The 19,248-nt window shown below is 72.2% G+C and carries 18 protein-coding genes; 11 read left to right on the top strand and 7 right to left on the bottom strand.

From position 1 onward, the window contains the following. Positions 1–11 precede the first annotated feature (11 nt). Positions 12–755: a GntR family transcriptional regulator gene (locus tag BJ964_RS41910; RefSeq protein ID WP_188125852.1), complete on the bottom strand. Its 744-nt coding sequence runs from the start codon at positions 753–755 to the stop codon at positions 12–14. A 480-nt stretch (positions 756–1,235) separates the two neighbouring features. Between BJ964_RS41910 and BJ964_RS41915 the strand changes: the two genes are divergently transcribed. Continuing rightward, positions 1,236–1,823, top strand: coding sequence for a DUF4352 domain-containing protein (locus tag BJ964_RS41915; protein WP_188125853.1), 588 nt, complete (start codon positions 1,236–1,238; stop codon positions 1,821–1,823). 480 nt (positions 1,824–2,303) lie between these two features. On the opposite strand, the gene BJ964_RS41920 is transcribed toward BJ964_RS41915, so the two are convergent. The 4 genes from BJ964_RS41920 to BJ964_RS49400 all read right to left on the bottom strand — a co-directional run bounded on the left by BJ964_RS41920 (position 2,304) and on the right by BJ964_RS49400 (position 6,955). Then, entirely contained in the window at positions 2,304–3,035 is a 732-nt protein-coding gene (locus BJ964_RS41920) for a DUF7873 family protein (protein WP_188125854.1), read from the bottom strand. Between the two features lie 1,337 nt (positions 3,036–4,372). Then, positions 4,373–5,134 (bottom strand): aminotransferase class IV, encoded by a 762-nt coding sequence (locus BJ964_RS41925; protein WP_188125855.1) that lies wholly within the window; start codon positions 5,132–5,134, stop codon positions 4,373–4,375. Beyond that, the gene (locus BJ964_RS41930; RefSeq protein WP_229806722.1) at positions 5,131–6,009 is read right to left on the bottom strand and encodes a GNAT family N-acetyltransferase; all 879 of its coding nucleotides are present in this window, start codon (positions 6,007–6,009) and stop codon (positions 5,131–5,133) included. Before BJ964_RS41930 ends, BJ964_RS41925 begins: the two co-directional genes overlap by 4 nt. A 61-nt stretch (positions 6,010–6,070) precedes the next feature. Beyond that, positions 6,071–6,955 (bottom strand): EamA family transporter, encoded by an 885-nt coding sequence (locus BJ964_RS49400; RefSeq protein ID WP_203832939.1) that lies wholly within the window; start codon positions 6,953–6,955, stop codon positions 6,071–6,073. Between the two features lie 46 nt (positions 6,956–7,001). Between BJ964_RS49400 and BJ964_RS41940 the strand changes: the two genes are divergently transcribed. Next, positions 7,002–7,925, top strand: coding sequence for a LysR family transcriptional regulator (locus tag BJ964_RS41940; protein ID WP_188125857.1), 924 nt, complete (start codon positions 7,002–7,004; stop codon positions 7,923–7,925). Here BJ964_RS41940 and BJ964_RS41945 read toward each other — a convergent pair. Continuing rightward, positions 7,808–10,552 carry an AfsR/SARP family transcriptional regulator gene (locus tag BJ964_RS41945; protein ID WP_229806723.1) on the bottom strand — a complete coding sequence of 915 codons (2,745 nt, stop codon included), beginning with the start codon at positions 10,550–10,552 and terminating at the stop codon, positions 7,808–7,810. The two genes, BJ964_RS41940 and BJ964_RS41945, sit on opposite strands and share 118 nt — an antisense overlap. 97 nt (positions 10,553–10,649) lie before the next feature. Here BJ964_RS41945 and BJ964_RS41950 point away from each other — a divergent pair, with 97 nt between their 5' ends. From BJ964_RS41950 to BJ964_RS41990, 9 genes are all read left to right on the top strand, one after another. After that, positions 10,650–11,090 (top strand): carboxymuconolactone decarboxylase family protein, encoded by a 441-nt coding sequence (locus tag BJ964_RS41950; protein WP_188125858.1) that lies wholly within the window; start codon positions 10,650–10,652, stop codon positions 11,088–11,090. Continuing rightward, on the top strand, positions 11,084–11,377 hold the full coding sequence (locus BJ964_RS41955; protein WP_223149705.1) for a hypothetical protein: 294 nt from the start codon (positions 11,084–11,086) through the stop codon (positions 11,375–11,377). Before BJ964_RS41950 ends, BJ964_RS41955 begins: the two co-directional genes overlap by 7 nt. Before the next feature lie 253 nt (positions 11,378–11,630). After that, complete coding sequence (locus BJ964_RS47615; RefSeq protein WP_203832938.1) at positions 11,631–12,269, top strand: hypothetical protein; 639 nt, start codon at positions 11,631–11,633, stop codon at positions 12,267–12,269. 254 nt (positions 12,270–12,523) lie between these two features. Beyond that, positions 12,524–13,138 (top strand): ECF RNA polymerase sigma factor SigK, encoded by a 615-nt coding sequence (gene sigK / locus BJ964_RS41965; RefSeq protein WP_188125859.1) that lies wholly within the window; start codon positions 12,524–12,526, stop codon positions 13,136–13,138. Next, positions 13,135–13,869 carry an anti-sigma factor gene (locus BJ964_RS41970; protein WP_188125860.1) on the top strand — a complete coding sequence of 245 codons (735 nt, stop codon included), beginning with the start codon at positions 13,135–13,137 and terminating at the stop codon, positions 13,867–13,869. Before sigK ends, BJ964_RS41970 begins: the two co-directional genes overlap by 4 nt. Positions 13,870–13,933: 64 nt before the next feature. Next, positions 13,934–15,352: a serine/threonine-protein kinase gene (locus BJ964_RS41975; protein WP_188125861.1), complete on the top strand. Its 1,419-nt coding sequence runs from the start codon at positions 13,934–13,936 to the stop codon at positions 15,350–15,352. Continuing rightward, entirely contained in the window at positions 15,349–16,146 is a 798-nt protein-coding gene (locus BJ964_RS41980) for a hypothetical protein (RefSeq protein ID WP_188125862.1), read from the top strand. Before BJ964_RS41975 ends, BJ964_RS41980 begins: the two co-directional genes overlap by 4 nt. Then, positions 16,143–16,766, top strand: a complete 624-nt coding sequence (locus BJ964_RS48785; protein ID WP_229806724.1) for a class F sortase — start codon at positions 16,143–16,145, stop codon at positions 16,764–16,766. Before BJ964_RS41980 ends, BJ964_RS48785 begins: the two co-directional genes overlap by 4 nt. Continuing rightward, a complete protein-coding gene (locus BJ964_RS41990) occupies positions 16,756–17,364 on the top strand; it encodes a suppressor of fused domain protein (RefSeq protein WP_203832937.1) in 609 nt (202 codons plus the stop codon). Before BJ964_RS48785 ends, BJ964_RS41990 begins: the two co-directional genes overlap by 11 nt. A 33-nt stretch (positions 17,365–17,397) precedes the next feature. Here BJ964_RS41990 and BJ964_RS41995 read toward each other — a convergent pair whose 3' ends face one another. After that, positions 17,398–19,170, bottom strand: a complete 1,773-nt coding sequence (locus BJ964_RS41995; RefSeq protein ID WP_203832936.1) for a carbohydrate-binding module family 20 domain-containing protein — start codon at positions 19,168–19,170, stop codon at positions 17,398–17,400. Positions 19,171–19,248: the final 78 nt, after the last annotated feature.

A 19,248-nucleotide genomic window follows, 5' to 3' on the forward strand; every position in this document is an offset into this window, starting at 1 on the left:
TCTCCTGCGATTCAGAAACTGCTGATACGGCTCAGCCGGGTCACCAGGGTCAGCCGGTCCCCACGGAACCGGATCCACTCCAGATCCACCGGGCGGCCGTCGGCCAGATGGGTGACCCGTTCGATCATGAGCAGCGCGGCCCGGTCAGCGACACCGATCAGGTCGGCGCTGTGCGGGTCGGCGTTGACCGCCTCGATACTGATGTCGGCGGTGCCCAGACTCTGCCCGGTCAGCTCCTCGATGAGCACGAACACGTCCCGCCCGGCCAGATCCTCGGCGAGCAGCGGGACACCGATGTCCTGCGGCAGATAGGTGAGATCCAGCGAGACCGGGGCGCCGTCCAGGCTGCGCACCCGCTCCAGGTAGAGGACCTGCTCACCGTCCGGGATCCGGAGCCGCTGCGCGACCACGGTGGGCGGGCGGACCAGAGCGACCGTACGCACCTCGTTGGTGATCTCACCGTGCTCGTGCAGGGTCTCGGCGAGCCCGGCCAGGCGGTGCAGGCCGTGGGCGTACTTGGCGGTGACGACCAGGGTGCCGACGCCGGGCTGGCGCGCCACCAGGCCCTCCGCGGCCAGCAGCCCGAGCGCCTCCCGGACGGTGTTGCGGGACGCCTCGAAGTCGTGGCAGAGCTGCGCCTCGCCGGGCAGGTGCCGATACGCCCCGGCGAGCACCTGATGCCGCAGCACGTCGGCGATCTGCCGCGCCCGGTCGGCGCGCCGCCACCGCGCCTCGGCCACTGCCGGTTGCCCCATCTCGATCACCTCCCGCACTTCGTCGGGATAAACCTATAAAGCGCATAGGAAAACTGGAAGCGGTGGGTGGCTGCGCCACCTGCGCCGGGCTCGTCGCCCTCGCTGACCTGCGGTTTCGTCCGGCGAGGCGATGGTTGCGCCGGAAAACACGCCCGGATCCTGAGACGCTGCCGTTCCAGCGCCCGGGCTTGTCACTCGTGCCGGGCATTGCTCAGCCGTTCGTCGCTCGTTGTCGCCGGATCAGCCCATCGCGGTGGCGGACGATCGCCGGTTGGACGGGTGCGGCCGGGTGTCACGGGACTGGGGCCCAGCCGCCATTCCAGTCCCAGCAGCCCGGTCCGTGGAGCAGCCGCCATGAGCTACCCGCCCTCGTACCAGCCGCAGCCTGGCCCCGGCTATCCGATGCCGCCTCAGCCTCCGCAGGCCGGGTTTCCGCCGCCAAGCCCCGGCTCAGGAAAGTCTTCGGGCGGGCGCCGTGCAGTGCTGTGGCTCGCCGGCGCCGCCGCGGTGGTCACCGTCGGCCTGATAGCACTGACGGAGGACACCGGCACCACCAACATCACCCCCACAGCCACCCAAGCGGCACAGGATGATGGGGCCGCCCGGCCGCTGCAAGCACAGCCGGGCCAGGAAGAGAAGACCACCGCAACACCGGCGGAGACGTTCGGGATCCCCGTCGGGACAGCGATCGTCCACCAAGACGGCGGAGACGTCACCACCGCCGTGGTCCGGTCAGTGAAGACCCACCGGCAGGGCTGCAACAGCCTCGACGTTGATCCGAAGCAGGGCATGTACGTGGTGGTGGACGTGCTGGTCACCCAAACCAAGGGCAAGGGTTCGGTGAACCCGCTGGACTTCACGTTCGTCGCCGACGACGGCACTTCGGCGAACTCGCTGTCGAGCGTGTTCTCCGGTTGCGACGACCCGTCCCTGGACGCCACCGATCTACGGGCCGGCCAGAAACGCGCCGGGAAGATCGCCTTCGATGCGGGAATGAAGGCGGGCGCCGTCGAGTGGGCGCCCGGCGGATTCGGCGCCGACACCGTCGGATCGTGGACGACGAAATAGCCTGCGATGCATCCATCCGCATCCAGCCCCGGGCCGCCCGGCTCGATCTGGCGATGTTGATGCAGCCAGACGGTTTCGGCTGTTTGGTGAAGCCCGGGAGCATGGCCAGCTCCCGGGCTTCCGCGTACCACTGAGTTGCACACGCCAGCACGTTTAAGAGCGAGGATCACCCTGATGACATCCGGGTTTTGCCTTTAAACTACCGCCCCCCGAAAGCGGAGCGGGCCGGAATTGAACCGGCATCCGGTGTCTCTGTCCTGCTCGTTCGATCTGGCGATCAGTGGTGAATGCTGACATTGGAGCGAGAATCTGAGTCTCATCCCGGCTGCCTCTGCCAGTTGGGCTACCCCCGCGGGGAATGCAGGGGGCGGGACTCGAACCCGCACTGTCACCGGGTGGTTCAGCTTCAGCCTCAGCTGTCAGCTTCGCGCCCGGAATTCGGGCGCACCCCGCGCTCCCACGGGGGTCTGTGACGGGTCATCACCCGAACAGGAAGTCGAAGACCGCGGCGCCGACCCGCTGGTCGACGGCCTCGGTGTTGTTGGCCTCCTCGCGCGCGAACTTCACCGCGGTCTGCAACGACAGCACCCGGTCGAGGATCTCGTTGACCCGCTTGGCCGGCAGCGCCCCGGAGAACTTCACGGTGGTCCAGTAGCCGACGGTGACATCCTCGTAGTACACCTCGACCTGGGCCGGGTGCTTCTCGGTGGCCTCCGCCTTCACGTGGTTGCGCGGCACCTTCTTGGTGCGGTTGGTGCGCACCGGGTCGGTCCGCCAACTGTCGGTGGAGTCGTCGCGCACCCAGGACTCGGCGGCGTCGAGGACCGGCAGCTTCTTCACGAACGTGTGCAGGTCGACGAGCTGCTTCTCGAGGAACAGCAGGTAGGTCACCGGCACCTGGGCGGCGATCACACGGCCGTCGACGACCACGTCGGCGCGGGCCACACAGTTCGTCCAGTCCTTGGTGGCGGTGACGTCGAACAGCCGGGTCAGGGTGCGGGACACGTCACGGAGGATCTCCTCCGACTTGATCTGCACCCGCGTCGACTCGGCGGGCAGCTGCTCACCCTCCTCGTCCTTCGGCTGGTAGGTCCGGGAGATGCCGGCGAGCGGCGCCGTCTTCTGCACGGCGTGATGCGCCTCGCTCAGGTCGGCGAACGCCTTGCTCTTGACGCCCTTCTCGACGGCGATGATCTGGTTCAGCTTCGGCACCGATGTCCCCTTTCAGCGGCCCGAACGCTAGCACCGACCCGCCAACCCCCAAACCCATTTCCGGTACGGGCCACGTGCGCCGCCGGGGGAAGGCAGCGACCTGACTGCCCACTCCGGCCTGTGCCGCCCGCGCCGGGCGCAGATCGGTTGGACACCCCCGCATGTCCCGCCGGTCGCTCGGGGTGGGTGGTTGCGGTTTGCGCTTCCCAGGCACCCGGGGTCGTGTTCCCGGCCGTCGCGCCGCTCCTGCGGTGGTTCTTCCCAGGCAACCTGGACGCTGCTCCCAGCCGTCACGCCGCTCCCTCTGGGCGGGTGGTTGCGGTAGTGATCGCCAGGCAACCTGGACGCCGCTCCCAGCCGTCACGCCGCTCCCTCTGGGCGGGTGGTTGCGGTAGTGATCGCCAGGCAACCTGGACGCCGCTCCCAGCCGTCACGCCGCTCACGCCAGGCGGGTGGTGGCGCTTGATACCGGTCGCGCCACGGGAAACCCGCCGGAAGCCACTCACCGTGACCGTAATCTTGGGCGATGGTGGCTGTCGGGCCGATCTTGATTCCTGGTTGTTGTCCAGCGGTCAATCATCGTCCATGATCTATTTCCGCTGGGAGACCTTGGGTTATCGGATACATCCGGGAGTCTTCTCCTTGGCCGCCCACGGCCGAATCCGCAATCCCTCGTCCAGCGGACGCGTCACCCTTAGCGATCTTGGTCGATTTGTCACCGTCCTGGGTGGCCAATCGTTCAAGATCGCAGAGCGTCGGCACGTAAAGCGGGCGAAACGGTCATCTGTTCCCGGCGAAAGCCCCGATTCCACCTAGCGCGGCGGATGGCGGCCCCTGCCGATTCGCGCCCGACCAGGCGCTTGACGTCGAACCGTAAACACCCGAGGAGAAGACTCCCGGATGGCCACAATGCCGCAAGATCGCGCGTTCTGTGACGATCACCCAAGATCCACATTGACACCTGCGGACGACTCGCGCAGCCGACGGTGACCGGCCGAGCGGCGCAACGGCCGCAAGCAGGCAAGCCCGTGCCTGGCCGGCAAACCGTGACCACCCGCCCAGAGGGAGCGGCGCAACGGCCGCAAGCAGGCAAGCCCGTGCCTGGCCGGCAAACCGTGACCACCCGCCCAGAGGGAGCGGCGTGACGGCCGGGAGCGGGCAACCCGGGAGCCCGGGCGGCGTGACCGAAAGCAGAGGCGGCGGCATCTGAGGGAGTGGCAACCCGCCCGGGCACCGATCTGAGCCCGGCGGGCGCGGCACAGGCCGGAGTGGCAGGGGGCTCGCGCGGCGGGGCGGAACCGCCCTGAAAAAGACGGGACGGCGTCACGCGTACCGAATCAAAGGATCTTTTGCCAGGGGACCCGGCACCAAGCCTCCCGGAGCACCGACGTCAGGGCGGGGGTGTCCGGGAAGAGAATGTCGTCGATGGCGGCGATCGGCTGGGCCGGGTGGCGGGAGTTGGTGGCGGCCGCGCCGGTCATGGCGGGCAGGTCGGCGGCGGTGAGCGCGCGCACGGCCTGGGGGACGTCGAGTTCGCGGCGCAGCAGCAGCATCGTCACGCCGGCCAGCATGGGCGCGTCGGGCCAGATCACGTGCTTGCCGTCGGAGAACACGAGGTTCCAGACGGACCCCTCCCGGAGGAGGCCGTCGCGGCCGGTGAAGACGACGTCGTCGAAACCGGCCCGTTGCGCCTCGGCGGCGTGGTGGAACAGGCCGAGGGTGGCGCGGTGCTTGAGGTGGGGAAGTTCGCGTTCGTAGACGATGGTGCGGGCGCGCAGCGGCGGCGGTGGCGTGTCGGGGCCGGGTTCGAGGACCGAGACCATGACCTCGTCGGCGGCGAGCATGGTGACACGGACCGTGGCGTCCGGCTCGCCGCGCAGCGCCTGAACGATCAGCGCACGGATCGTGTCGTCGCCGGCCGGTTCGGCGCCGGGGAACAGCTCGGCCGAGCCCTCCCGCAGCCGCCGCAGGTGCAGGTCGAGGCCGGCCACCGCGCCGTCGCGGACCTGCATGGTGGTGAAATGCCCGAGGATTCGGGTGGCGGCACGGTGCAGCGCCTCGACGTCCGGCGCCGCACCGTTGATCTCCACATACGTCACCAGGTCATGTCTACCTGGTGTTCGAGGACGGCGTAACCGCCGCGGGCGAAGGCGGCCGCCATCGGCACGTTGCCGAGGTCGGTGGACGCCCGGATCCGGGGCACGTCCTGCCCGGCGAGCAGGCGGGTTCCCTCGGCCAGCAGGTCGTCGATGTGGCCGCGGCCGCGATGCTCCGGCACCACGCCGATGTACGCGAGGATCGGGTTGTACCCGTTGTGGGCCGGGATCACGAACCCGACCGGATCCCCGTCGGGGAGGGTCGCGACCCGCCACCACTCCGGTGGGCTCGGATAGCGCGACAACTCCTCGTGGTACTGCTGCGCGGCACATTCGCGGGGACTCATCCGGGCCAGTTCGGCCCGGCTGTGCGCGTCGAGCGTGCCGTCGAGCACCCGCTCCATGAGCCCGATCAGCTCGTCGGCGGCGTGCGGCTCCCGGAAGACGAGCCGGCCCGTGGTTGGCCGGACCGGGGTGCCCGGCTGCCATTGCAGGCGCAGCCGCTCGACGAACAGCCGGGCGCCGGAGCGTTCCAGGACGTGCAGCCAGTCGTGGCCGTGGTCGCGCCAGTCCGGTGGGACGAACCGAACGTACTCCGGGGCGTGGACGGTGGCCGCCTCGATCAGCCGGACGCCGTCGTCGAGGTGGCCGGGCGCCACGTCGAGGATGTCCATGAACATCGGCTTCTCGTCGCCGTGGCGGGACCACCAGGCGGCGCGGGCGGTGACCCGGCCGTCGCGGACGGCCACCCACAGCCACTCGGGGCGGCGATGGCCGGTGCTCAGATCGCCGGGGATCTCCTCGTTCAGGACGTAGTCGAAGGAGTTGAAGAGGTCCAGCTCACCGGGGCCGGTGAGCGGACGGATTTCCAAGGTCAAAAATTTCTCCATCCGATCCGGCGGCCAGTTGTAGCCGCCGCCCCGGCCGGTCCGCAACGCATTAACGGGCGCCGGAGCGTTCCGCACCGATCCCGGCGGCGACCACCAAACCGATGCCGGCGACCGCCGTCCAGCCCGGAACCTGGTGCAGCAGAATCAGGCCGGCCAGTACGGCGATGGCCGGTTCCAGGCTCATCAGGGTGCCGAACGCGGCGGTGGTGAGCCGGCGCAGCGCCAGGAACTCCAGCACGAACGGCACCACCGGCAGCAGCACGGCCAGGAACAGCCCGGCCACCAGGACGTCGACGGTGACCCGGCCGATCACCTGCGGGCCGGCGACCACGGTGGCGACCAGACCGGCGACCGGCATCGAGACGGCCAGGCCGCGCAGCCCGGCGCCCTCGTCGCCGACATGCTGGGTGAGCAGGATGTACGCGGCCCAGCACACCGCCGCGGCCAGCGCGAACGCCACCCCCACCGGGTCGGCGCCGCCATGCCACGGCTCGGTCAGCAGCAGCACCCCGGCCCCGGCGAGCAGCGGCCACATCGGACGCCGCCCGCGGACCACGGCCACCCCGAGCGGGCCCAGGAACTCCAGGGCGCTGGCGGTGCCCAGCGGCAGCCGGGCGACCGCCGCCATGAACAGCATCGTCATCGTCCCGGTGACCACGCCGAGGGCGACCGCCGACCACAGGGCCCGCCGGCTCAGGTCGGTCAGGCGCGGCCGGACCAGCAGGAACAGCAGCACGCCGGCCCAGGCCAGACGGATCCACGCCGCGCCGGCCACGCCGAGGTCGTCGATGAGGCCCACCGAGACGGCCAGGCCCAGTTGCACGCACGTCATGGCGGTGACGGCGAGGGCCGCCCCGGTGCGGGTGTCGGTGCGCGGGCGTACGGCGGTGAGCGTCATGCCGCCAGTAGATGCGATCCGAACGTTCGTGTCCACGTGACGATGCTGGACATACTGTTCGCTGCTACTTAACAATCGGGGCATGGACGTGCGCCGCCTGGAGACTCTGCTGATGCTGTCCCGGCTCGGGTCGATGCGTGCCGTCGCCGAGGAGACACACACCACCACGTCGACCGTGTCGCAGCAGATCGCGGCGCTGGCCCGGGAGGCCGGGACACCCCTGATCGAACCGGACGGGCGGCGGGTCCGGCTCACCCCGGCCGGGCGGCGGCTCGCCGAACACGCGGTCACCGTCCTGGCCGCGCTGGAGGCGGCCCGTCTCGACCTGGACCCGGCCGCGGAACCCGCCGGCACGCTGCGCGTCGCCGGTTTCGGCACGGCCATCCGCCGATCGCTGCTGCCCGTCGTGGCCCGGCTCGCCGACGATCACCCCCGGGTACGCGTACGCATCCACGAACACGAGACCGACGAGGCCCTCGCCATGATCGCCGCCGACGACCTGGACCTGGCCCTCACCTACGACTTCAACCTGGCCCCCGCCGCCCCGGACCGGACCGTGGTGTCCCGCCCACTGTGGTCGGCGGAATGGGCCCTCGGCGTCCCGGCCACCGACCCGCCCGTGGACGCCGACGCGCCGGCGGTCCTGGCCCGCTACCGCGACCACGACTGGATCGTCAACTCCCGGGGCGTCGCCGACGAGCAGGTGGTCCGCACGATCGCGTCGATGGCCGGCTTCGACCCGCTGATCACCCACCGTTCGGACAGCCTGGAACTGTTGCAGGACCTGGTGGTGGCGGGCCTCGGCGTGGGCCTGCTCCCGGTCGCCGGCCCGACCCGCCCCGGCGTGCGCCTGCTGCCACTGCGCGACCCGGCCCCGATCCTGCGCTGTTACGCGGTGGTCCGCACCGGCCGCACCGGCTGGCCCCCGCTGGCCCTGCTGCTCCGCCTGCTCGAATCGGGCATGAGCGATCGGGCCTCCTCCGCCTCGGGCACGCCCAGCTCCTGATAGAGACGCACCGCCTCGTCGACGTGCGGCGCCGCCTCGCCGGCTCGCCCGAGGCCGAGCAGCGCCCGGGCCAGGCCGTGATGGGCGCGAGCCCGCTCCGGACGGTCGCCGGACTCCACAGCCCGCGTGTGCTCGTCGATCGCCCGCTCCGGGTCGCCGCACGCCAGCGCCGCCTCCCCGAGACCGTTGAACGCCGCCGCCTCGTCGGTGCGGTTGCCCATGGCCCGGTAGACGCGGCCCGCCTCCCGATGTCGCTCCACCGCCTCGGCGGGGCGGCCCTGATGGCACAGCAGGGCGCCGATCTGGTTGAGCACCCGCGCCTCACCGAGCGGGTTGCCGTCGCGCCGGTGCAGGGCGAGGGCCAGATCCAGGTGGCGGCGGGCCTCCTCGTGGCGGCCCGGCCGGTCCAGGACCATGCCGAGGTCACCGAGGACGAACCCCTCCCGGGCCCGGTCCCCGGCGATCCGGGCCAGGTCGAGGGCCTGTTTCAGCTGCCGCTCGGCGGTCGCGGTGTCGCGGCGGCGCCAGGCCACGTCGCCGAGCGTGTGCAGGGCCATCGACCGGGGGAACGGGTCGTCCTCGGCGACGGCGAGCGCCTGCCCGGCGCAGTCGACGGCCTGCTCGTAGTCGCCGCGCCGCCAGTGGGTCCAGGCGAGGTCGGCGAGCGCGCGGCCGGACACGTCCGGGTCGCCGTTGGCGCGGCTGCGCTCCAGGGCGATGCCGTGCAGGGTGACGGCGTCGTCGTGGTGGGCCTGCCGGTCCAGGTACGGTCGCAGCGCGTGCGCCAGGTGCCCGACACAGATGCGGGGCACGTGGGCGGCGGTGGCGACGATGTTGCCGCGTTCGGCGTCCAGCCAGCGCAACGCCTCGGCGGGATCGCGGATCGGCTCGACCGGGGTCAGCTCGGGTGGCAGCCCGGGCCGGTCGCCGACGTTCGCCGGGAACATCTGGCGGACCGCCGACCGGGACCGGTGCAGGTAGTGCACGAGCAGCCGCATCACCGCCCCGTCCTCCTCCGGGAACGAGCGGGCGTGCTCGCGCAGCAGGTCGTGCATGGTGTAGCGGCCAGGCTCCCGCTGGATCAGCAGGTTCGCGTCGAGCAGGCTCTCCAGCAGGTCCTCCGCCTCGGGCACCGGCAGCCCGGCGAGGGCGGCCGCGGCGTGCGGCTCGACGTCACGCACCGGGGCCGGCCCGAGCAGCCGGAACATGCGCTGCTCGGCCGGGTCGAGCTGCTCGTACGACACCGTGAAGGCGGCCGCCACGCTGCGCTCCGGGGTGGCCAGGTCGGCCAGCCGCAGGCGGCCCGCCAGATAGGACACGCTCCACCGTGGGCGGTGCTGGAGCCGGGCGGCGGCCAGCCGGATGGCCAGCGGCAGATGCCCGCACAGGCCGAGCACCTCGGCGACCGCCGCGGGCTCGGCGGCGGCCCGCTCCCCCACGATGCCGCCGAACAGGGCGAGCGCGTCGCCGGGCGGCAGCACCTCCATGGACAGGGCGCGGGCGCCGTCGACGTCGACCAGCCGGCGCCGGCTGGTGATCAGCAGCAGGCTCTCCGAACTGCCGGGCAGCAGCGGCCGGACGTGACCGCCGTCGGTCGCGTTGTCGAGCACCACCAGGACCCGGCGCGACGCCAGCTCGGCCCGCCACAGGGCGGCACGGCCGGCCTCGGTGGGCGGGATCTCGGTGACACCCAGCTGGCGCAGCAGGACCTCCAGCGCCGCCGACGCGGTGTGCCCGCTCATGTCGGCGAACAGCTGCCCGCCCGGGAAGCGGCCGGCCAGCCGGTGGGCGGCCCGGATCGCCAGGGTGGTCTTGCCGACCCCGGCCATCCCGTCGATGGTGACGATGCCGCCGCGCGGATCGGTGACGATCCGGTCCAGCTCGTCGTCACGGCCGGTGAAGTCGGGCACGTCGTACGGCAGGAAGCTGGACCGGGCCACGGCCAGGGCGCTCTGCTCCACGGCCAGGAAGCCGGCCCCCGGGTCGAGGCCCTGCTCCTCGGCCAGCCCCTCCCGGTACGCCCGGGCCGCGGCCAGCGCGTCGGCCTGCCGCCCGGACCGGTGCAGCGCCGTGACCAGCTGCCCGGCCAGCCGCTCCCGCAGCGGGTGCGCCGCCACGTGGGCGGCCAGCTCGTCCAGCACGGCGGCATGCCGCCCGGCGGTCAGCTCGGCCGCCATCAGCTGCTCGATCGCGGCGAGCCGCCGGTCGGCGAGCAGCGCGCGGGCGGCGACCGCGTAGTGCGCGTGCACGTCGGCGAGCGCCTCGCCCCGCCACAGGGCGAGCGCCTCCCGCAGCCGGCCCTCGGCCACCAGATCGCTGAACTCCCGCACGTCCAGGCTGCCCGGCCCGGGATCGGCCAGATAGCCGCCCGAGCGGGTCAACAGCACCTCGGTGCCACCCATCGCCCGGCGCAGCGCGGTGATCGCCGCGTGGATCTGCGACCGTGCCGTCTCCGGCTGGTCGAGGCCCCACACCGCCTCGATGAGCCGCTCCATCGGGATCACCGTGCCGGCGTGCAGCAGCAGATAGGCCAGGACGGCACGGTGCCGTGGGGCGAGCCCGGGCAGCGGCTCGCCGCCGTCCATGACCAGCACAGGTCCCAGAAGTGCGAAGCGAAGGCCCCCCACGATGTGCCTCCCATCGTCGATGCATCGCGAATCTATCAACGGGGTCCGACAACCTCTGTCTCACCAGAACGAAGCAGAACGAACGAGGAGGAACCCCATGCAGCGCATGAAGAACCCGGCCGTGCTCGTCCCCGCCGCGATGCAGCCGATCCAGAACCTGATGGCGGCCACCCGCACCCAGGGTGTGCCGGAGGAACTGCTGGACCTGGTGCACCTGCGGGTCAGCCAGATCAACGGCTGCGGTTTCTGCGTCGACGCCGGCGTGAAGAGCCTGACCAAGGCCGGCGAGACCGGCGAACGGATCGGCGTGGTCGCGGCGTGGCGGGAGACCCCGTACTACTCGGAGCCGGAACGCGCCGCGCTGGCGCTGGCCGAGGCGGTCACCGACCGGCCGGCCGCCGTGCCGGACGACGTGTGGGACGCGGCCGCCGCCCACTTCAGCGAGCCGCAGCTGGCCGCGATCCTGCTGACGATCGCCACGACGAACCTGTTCAACCGGCTCAACGCCCCGATCCGCCAGCAGGCCGGATCATGGTGACGGCGGTCCGCTCGCACCGGTACTCGGTGGCCCCGGCCGACCTGGAGGAGTTCCTGGCCCGGCGGGCGTCGCTGATCGGCACGGTGCGCGAGACCCACCCCGGCCTCACCGCGACGGTGCTGGTCCGGCTCGACGACGGCACCTACACCGACACGTGGCACTGGTCCGGCGAGCGTGAGCTGAACGCCGCGCTGGCCGCCATCGCCACCTTCCCCGAAGCGCCGCTCACCATGGCCCTGACCAGCGACGCTACCGCCAACAACGGCCTGGTGGTGGATCAGCGCTGAAGCGCCCCACCGGGCTACGACGGACCTCACGCTGATCGCGGGCTCACGGCCCCGGGCGCCTCACCCTCTTCCTTTCCTTGTACGGGGATGGTGCGCTGCCCGGGGCAGACGGCGACCGTCTGCCGGGTCCGGCCCGCGAGGCCCGCGCCGGGCGCAGATCGGTGGTCACCCTCACCCCACGGCGCCCGAACCCGACCGCCGCTCCATCCCGGCCCGGGCGCCGCCCCGCTCCGGATGCGGCATGATCTCGGGCGTGAGTGTGCCGGGTGTGTGGTGGGAGCTGGCGGGCGCCGACCGCATGCTGCTGCGCCAGCAGGGGCAGCCGGTCCTGTTCGCCCGGGTCCATCCGCATCGCTACGGCGTCCGGCTGCACCGACCCGGCGGTTTCCGCTCCCCGGTGACGCCGGTCCAGGCCGACGAGGCCCGCCGCATCACCACGGCCGAGTCCTGGGCCCACCGGTTCAGCGCCGGCTGGCCCCGCCTCCCCGGCGTCCGCAACCTGCCGCCCTACAGCCTGGCCACAGACCTGGTGCTCGACTGGCCCGACGCCGAACTCGACTGGCTGGGCGACGGCTGGAACGGCGTGGTCCCGCTGCGCCCGCTGCCATCCACCGAGGACGGCCGGGTGAAGGCCTACCGCAAACTGGCCCGCGACGGCCTGCTTCCCCCGCTGCTGCTGTGGTGGGCGAGCAACCTGGACGGCTGGCTCCTGATCGACGGCCACAGCCGCCTGGCCGCCGCCCGGGCCGAGAGCCTGCCGCCGGTGACACTGGTCCTCTACCCCGACGAGTACGCCCGCACCGAGGCCCGCCCGCTACCCGGCGGCACCGCCGCATGGAACCGCCTGGCCGCCGAGTCCGCCCCCGCCTGGCGATCAGACGACTGGACCTGACCGTCATCGTCGCGCCCCCACGGCGATCTTGGACGTCCGCCCACCCGAAACGGCGGAAAGACGTCCAAGATCGCCGCGGGTGGGTGGGTGGGTGGGTGGGTGAGTGGGCAGTGGCGCGTTAGGGCGCGTCGCGGACCGGTGTGGCACGGAGATCGCGGCGGTGAGCGTACAAAATCTGGAAGATCTCACCCATCCGTGAGGGTGACCGCTGCGAATGGCCTTTGGAAGAGTGGGTCTGCGAGAAGCGGAGAGACATGGCGGAGCGCGACATCGGCGGACGGCCGGAGTATCTGACTCCGGTGCCCGGACCGGGGACGGCGCCCGGCGCCGAGGTGTTGCTGGCGGCGGTGGCGCGGGGCGACGAGAAGGCGTTCGGCAGGCTGTACGACCTGGTGGCGCCACGTGTCTACGGGCTGGTCCGGAGGGTGTTGCGGGATCCGGCGCAGGCCGAGGAGGTCGCGCAGGAGGTGCTCGTCGAGGTGTGGCGGACGGCGGCCCGGTTCGATCCGGAGCGCGGGTCGGCGACCTCGTGGGTGTTCACGATCGCGCACCGGCGGGCCGTCGACCGGGTGCGTGCCGAGCAGGCCGCGGCCGAGCGGGTGGTCAAGGTCGGGGTGGCGTCGATCGGCACGCCCTATGACGAGGTGGCCGACGAGGTCACCGGACGGCTGGAACGCCAGCAGGTGCGGCACTGTCTGGACGTGCTGACCGAGGTGCAGCGGGAGGCCGTCACCCTCGCGTTCTATCAGGGACATTCGTATCCGCAGGTGTCCGAGCTGCTGCGGGTGCCGTTGCCGACCGTCAAGAGCCGGATGCGCGACGGCCTGATCCGCCTTCGCGACTGCCTCTCGACGGGGGCCGCGGCATGAGCCCTGATGTGCACGCCCTGCTCGGGGCGTATGTGCTGGACGCGGTCGACGACATCGAGCGGGCCGCCTTCGACCGGCATCTGCGGGAGTGCGAGGTCTGCCGGATGGAGACCGGCGAGCTGCGGGAGGTCACCGCCCGGCTGGCCGACGGGGCCTGGTCGGCGCCGCCGCCCCGGCTGCGGGAGAACGTGCTGGCCGAGATCTCCGGCACCCGTCAGCTCGCGCCTCTGGCGCTTCCCGCGGCGCGGCGCCGGTCACCGGGCCGGTTGCGGCTGGTGGCCGCGGCCGCCGTCGTGGTCGCGGCGGTCGGGGCGGGCGCGGCCGTCTGGGCCATTCAAGATCAGCGGGTACGGGACGCGCGCCAGCTGGCCGCTCTCGCCGAGCAGCGGGAGGCCAGGGTCCGGTCGATCCTGTCCGCCCCGGACGTCCAGGTGCACGCCGAGCGGCTGAACAGCGGCGGCCGGGTCACGGTGGCCAGCTCGCGACTGCGGAACGCCGGGGTGATCATGCTGGCCGCCGACGGCGCCCCCGATCCGGGGAAGGTCTACCAGCTGTGGACGATCCGGGGCGGCACACCCGCGTCGGCGGGCGCTCTCGGTGTGGGCCAGTCCACGGCGGTGCAGGTGGTCGACGGCATGCCCGGGGCGTCCGATGTGGGCGTGACAGTGGAGCCGGCGCCCGGCTCGGCCACACCGACGACCCCGCTGGACGCGGTCGTGAAGCTGACCTGAATCCCGCCCATCCGGCGGCACCGGAGGTCCGAACCCCTTCCAGCCGAGGAATCGGGGTGGGGAGATGGACGGGGATCTGGACGGCCGGTACCGGCTGCTGGAGCTGATCGGCACGGGCGGCATGGGCCGGGTGTGGCGGGCCGAGGACACGCTGCTGCGGCGTACGGTCGCGGTCAAGGAGATGGTGACGCCGTCCAGCCCGCGGCTCGCCGCGCAGGCGGTGCGGGAGGCGCGGGCCGCGGCGCGACTCGACCATCCGGGTGTCGTCAAGGTGTACGACGTGGGCAGCTCCTGGATCGTCATGGAGTACGTGCCGTCCCGCTCGCTGCACCAGGTGGTCCGCGACGACGGCCCGCTGACACCCCGCGAGGCGGCCCGGATCGGGCTCGGCATGCTGGCCGCGCTGCGGGCCGCGCACGCCGCCGGGGTGCTGCACCGGGACGTGAAACCGGACAACGTGCTGCTCGCCGCGGACGGCCGGGTGGTGCTGACCGACTTCGGTCTGGCCTCGCTGGACAGTGGCGGCGACGACGGCCCCGATCCGCGGCTCGGGTCGCCCAGCTACATCGCGCCGGAGCGGCTGCTGGAGCAGGAGGCGGGCGTTCCCGGGGATCTGTGGTCGCTCGGGGCCACCCTGTACTCGGCGGTCGAGGGGCGGGCGCCGTTCGCCCGGGACGACGGTGGGACGGCGTTGCGGGCGCTGCTCAGCGATCCGCCGCACCGGCCGGTCCGGTCCGGTCCCCTGGCCGGGCTGCTGCTGGCCCTGCTGGCGAAGGATCCGGCGGACCGGCCCACCCCCGACGAGGTGGAGGCACGGCTGCGGGCCGTGCTGCGTACGAGATCCCGGCGCCGGGTCGCCCTCGCCCTTCTCCTGCTGCCGCTGGCCGCGGCCGCCGGGGTGGTGGTGGCCCCGCACCGGTCGGCGCCGGCGCCCGCGCCCGCGCCGTCCTCGTTCACCGCGCTCATGTCCTATGCACAGGACGCCTGCGGCGGCGCCGCCCCACAACCGGTCACGGCCGCCGGCGACCGGGTTCCGGCCGGGCTGCCGGACGGGTGGGTGTGGACGCGGGAGCCGTCCGGGTTCGCGCTGGCCGTGCCGCCCGGGTGGCGGCGGTCGACGGACGGCAACGAGGTGTGCTTCGGCGATCCCGGCGGGCGGCGGGCATTCCGGGTGAACGTGTCACCGGTCGTCACCCGGGAGCCGCTCGCCTACTGGCAGGGCCGGGAGAAGGCGTCGCTGGCCCGGGGCGACCTGCCCGGCTATCAGCGGATCAGCATGGGCGTCCTGCTGTTGAAAGGCGGCGGGGCGGACTGGGAGTACACGTGGCGGCCGGACTCGGGGACGGTCCGTCACGAGCGGCGGGTGCTGGTCGCGGTCGGCTCCCGGTCGTACCTGCTGCGGTGGACGGTCGCCGACCCCGACTGGGCGGCGACGACGGGTATGCAGAGGCGGATGGTCGAGTCTTTCGAGGGGATGTCATGAGACTGCTGTGGGTCGTACCGTTCGTGGCCGTCGCTCTCGCGGTGACCCCGTCACCGGCGCGGGCCGACGAGAGCGTGCACGTCGAACTCACCGAGCTCAACCGGTCCGGCGCGCGCGGGACGGCCGTGCTGACCGCGCTGCCCGGCGGGGACCTGCGGGTGCGGATCCGGTCCACCGGGCTGGTGCCGTCCGCGCCGCACGCCCAGCACCTGCACGGATCCACCGACGGCATGGACTTCCACTGTCCGCCGGAGTCCGCCGACACCGACGGCGACGGGTATGTGAGCACCGAGGAGGGCATGCCCTCGTACGGTGACATCTTCGTCTCCCTCACCACCCGCGGCGACGTGTCCCGGGCCAGCGGCCTGGCCGTCGACCGGATGCCCCGGGCGTCCGCCGCCGGCGTGGTCGTCTACGACCGTGTCATCCCGGCCGCCGACCTGCCGCCCGGCACCGTCGAGCACCTCAAGGACCTGCACGTGGTTCAGCACGGCATCGACGTCAACGGCAACGGGACGTACGACGTGGGCGCGCTCGGCGAGTCGACGATGGCCCGTGCGGCGGGCCTGAGCGGCATCCCGCAGGAGGCGACCAACCCGGCCACGTGCGGCATGGTGACCGGCGCGGCGGCCGGCTCGGTCCCGGTCGGCGGCGTCGAGACCGGCGACGGCAGCACCCGCCCCGGCCGCGCCGCACCCTGGTCGTTCCTCGGCGGCTTCGCCCTGGTCGCGGCGGTCGCGCTGCTGCTGTTCACCCGGCGGCGGTCTCTCGTACTCCCCCGCTCCCAGCGGTGAGCCGCTCATGGCGGGCGCTTCTCGCGGCGTCGGCCGCCGTGGTCGTGGCCGGGTGCTCGGGTGGCTCGCCGCCTCCGAACCCGGCGGGCACGGTGACGCCGTCCGGCCGCCCGCCCGCCTCTGCCGCGGCCGAGGCGCTGACCAGCGGGGAACTGTTGCCGTCCTCTCCGCCGGAGCGGGTGGCGATTCCGGCGCTGGACGTGTCGGTGCCGGTCGTGGGGCTCGGCCTGCGGGCGGACGGCACCATGGAGGTGCCCACCGACGCCACGACGGTCGGCTGGTTCACCGGGGCGCCGGCACCCGGATCACTCGGCCCCGCCGTCCTGGCCGGGCACGTCGACTACCGGGGCGTCTCCGGAACCTTCGCCGAACTGTCCGCGCTGCGGCCCGGCGACGAGGTCCGGATCACGCGCCGGGACGGGCGCACGGCGGTCTTCGCGGTGACCCGCGTCGCCACCTATCCCAAGAGCCGTTTCCCGTCCGGCGAGGTGTACGGCCCGATCGACCACGCCGGGCTGCGCCTGATCACCTGCGGCGGCGACTTCGACCGGCGCACCGGCCACTACGTCGACAACGTGGTGGCCTACGCCCGCCTGGCACACTGGCTGGGTGGATCATGATCTTTCGCCGGCGGCGCGGTCTGTCAGGGAGCACTACGCGGGGCTCTTCACGGGGAGCCCGATCGCGGTGCTGGGGCCCGCGCCGGGGCCGGTTCGTGAGCTGGTGCCGGGGCTGCGCATCCTGAGCTGGACGCCGTCGCAGGGTGGGCGGATCTACGCCACGGTGGGGCTGTGGGACGCCACCCAGCGGGACGGGCACGCGCTCGAGTTCCTGCTGCACGCGCCGGAAGCCGATGACGAACCGCATGTCGAACTGCTGACCATGGTCGCCTACTACCACGCCAGCGGTGGCGACTACCGGCTCGGCCACGGGCACACCGTGCGGATCGGGCGGGGCTGGCTGCCCGGGTCGGCGTGTGATCACCTGCTGGTCAGCCTGCCCTATCCGTGGGGGCCGGAGCTGGAGGCGTGCACTGTTCCGGGTGGGCACGCGCGGGTGCTGTGGCTGCTTCCGATCACCAGGGCCGAGAAGGAGCTGGCGCTGCGGGACGGACTGGAGGCGCTGGAGGACCGGTTCGAGGCGGCCGGGATCGTGCCCACCGATCCGCTGCGCGCCTGCACGTCCGTACCGGAGGAACCCGGTCACCCTGGGTGCTGAGCAGGGTGACCGGGTCGCTGTGGGTGAGTGGCGTCAGCGCCAGGTGTCGCTGAGGGTGACCTGACCGCTGGCCGGGACGGTCGCGGTGCGGTTGGCGCCGGACTCCCAGGTGACACTGCCGTCGGTGTTCTTGCGGATGTACTTGTACTCGAAGCTGGTGCCGGCCGGCAGCGAGACCGTGCCGGTCCAGATCGGGTAGGTGGCGGCCGACAGGGCCACCGCGCCGGCGGGCGCCCAGTTGCCGAGGGCGGCCTGGTTGCCGACGACGAAGATGTTCTGGCCGAGGGTGGTGGTCGCGGTGACGCCGAAGGTCGCGCCGGACGCGGCGGTGCTGGTCGGCGTGGGCGTGGCGGAGGTGGTCGGGGTGACCCCGCTGGCGCCGGCGTAGAGGGCGACCGCGTCACCAGCGGCGATCGTGGCGGTGAACTGGCCGGAGGAGCTGACCGTGTACGTGGTGCCGGTGCAACCGCCGCCGCTGGTCGGGTCGCCGTGCTGGACGTCGCAGTAGGTGCCGGCCGGCAGCGAGGTCTGGAAGGTGCGGGTCAGGCTGCTGCCCTCGTGGTTGATCGCCACGTAGCCCTTGTTACCGCGGCCGAAAGCGATCTGGTCGGCGCCGTTGGACCACCAGTTGGTGACCGCCGTGCCGCGGACCGCGTTGCGGAAGCCGACCATGTTGCCGATCTGGCGCCAGGCGTGCTGGCACTTCCAGCCGTCGCTGTAGCAGGCGGTCACGGCGCCGTTGTTCGGCGGGCCGGCGTCGTTGTTGCTGAACTCGTAGCCGGAGTTGACGTCGGGGGCGCCGTACGGCCAGGCCAGCGTGAAGACCTGAGCGAGCGTGTACGCCGACCCGTTCTTGTAGCTGAGGGTGTCGCCGCCGCGCTCGGTGTCGTGGTTGTCGACGAACACGGCCGCCTGGTCGCTGGGCAGGTAGCCCCACGCCGTACCGAAGTTGGACAGGTAGGCGAGGTTCTCGTTGAGGAACACCCGCTTGAGGTCGCGGGCGAACCGGAACTCCTGCACGTCGCCGTTGCCGGTGTACTCGGTCGGCTGGACGGCCTCGCCGGAGCCGTAGATGGCCTCCTGCTTCCAGTAGGCGCCGGTGTTGGTGAGTTTCGACTTGATGCCGGCCAGATCAGCCGCGGACATGTGCTTGGCCGCGTCGACCCGGAAGCCGTCGACGCCGAGCGAGGCCAGGTCGTTCATGTAGCCGGCGATCTTGCCGCGGACGTAGTCACTGCCGGTGTTCAGGTCGGAGAGGTTGACCAGTTCACAATCCTGGACGTTGCTGCGGTTGGTGTAGTCGCTGATCGCGGTGCGGCAGGAGTGGAAGTCGGCGTCCGAGTAGATCCCGGGGTAGTTGTACTTGGTGTACGAACTGCCGCCGGTGCCGGTGCCGGAGCCCGCGGTCATGTGGTTGATGACGGTGTCGGCGACGACCTTCACCCCGGCCGCGTGGCAGGTGTTCACCATGTTCGCGAAGGCGGTACGGTCGCCGAGCCGTCCGGCGATCCGGTAGGACACCGGCTGGTAGGACGTCCACCACTGGCTGCCCTGTATGTGTTCCATGGGCGGGGAGACCTGCACGTATCCGTAGCCGAGCGGGCCCAGGGTGTTGGTGCACTCGCGGGCGATCGAGGCGAAGGACCACTCGAACATGACCGCGGTGACGTCCTTCGTGCCGGGCGGGGCGGCGAAGGCGTCGCCGCCGGTGGCGATCTGGGCGACGCCGAAGCCGCCGGCCCCGAGGACGAGGGTGGCGGCGGCGAGGATGCGGGTCAGGCGTCGCCGCCTGCGGGGAGTGTCCACATCAAGCTCCTGGGGATGTGTCGGGGACGGGTCTGCAAGCTCCTACTGCAACAGGCTTGAAACTTTCTGCAAATCTTT

Origin of the sequence: Actinoplanes lobatus, from assembly GCF_014205215.1 — a bacterium.
Lineage (GTDB): Bacteria > Actinomycetota > Actinomycetes > Mycobacteriales > Micromonosporaceae > Actinoplanes > Actinoplanes lobatus.

Coding starts and splice junctions, on each gene's coding strand:
- BJ964_RS41910 (WP_188125852.1), bottom strand. CDS start 755: ATGGGGCAACCGGCAGTGGCCGAGGCGCGGTGGCGGCGCGCCGACCGG.
- BJ964_RS41940 (WP_188125857.1), top strand. CDS start 7,002: ATGGACGTGCGCCGCCTGGAGACTCTGCTGATGCTGTCCCGGCTCGGG.
- BJ964_RS41950 (WP_188125858.1), top strand. CDS start 10,650: ATGCAGCGCATGAAGAACCCGGCCGTGCTCGTCCCCGCCGCGATGCAG.
- BJ964_RS41955 (WP_223149705.1), top strand. CDS start 11,084: ATGGTGACGGCGGTCCGCTCGCACCGGTACTCGGTGGCCCCGGCCGAC.
- sigK (WP_188125859.1), top strand. CDS start 12,524: ATGGCGGAGCGCGACATCGGCGGACGGCCGGAGTATCTGACTCCGGTG.
- BJ964_RS41970 (WP_188125860.1), top strand. CDS start 13,135: ATGAGCCCTGATGTGCACGCCCTGCTCGGGGCGTATGTGCTGGACGCG.
- BJ964_RS41975 (WP_188125861.1), top strand. CDS start 13,934: ATGGACGGGGATCTGGACGGCCGGTACCGGCTGCTGGAGCTGATCGGC.
- BJ964_RS41980 (WP_188125862.1), top strand. CDS start 15,349: ATGAGACTGCTGTGGGTCGTACCGTTCGTGGCCGTCGCTCTCGCGGTG.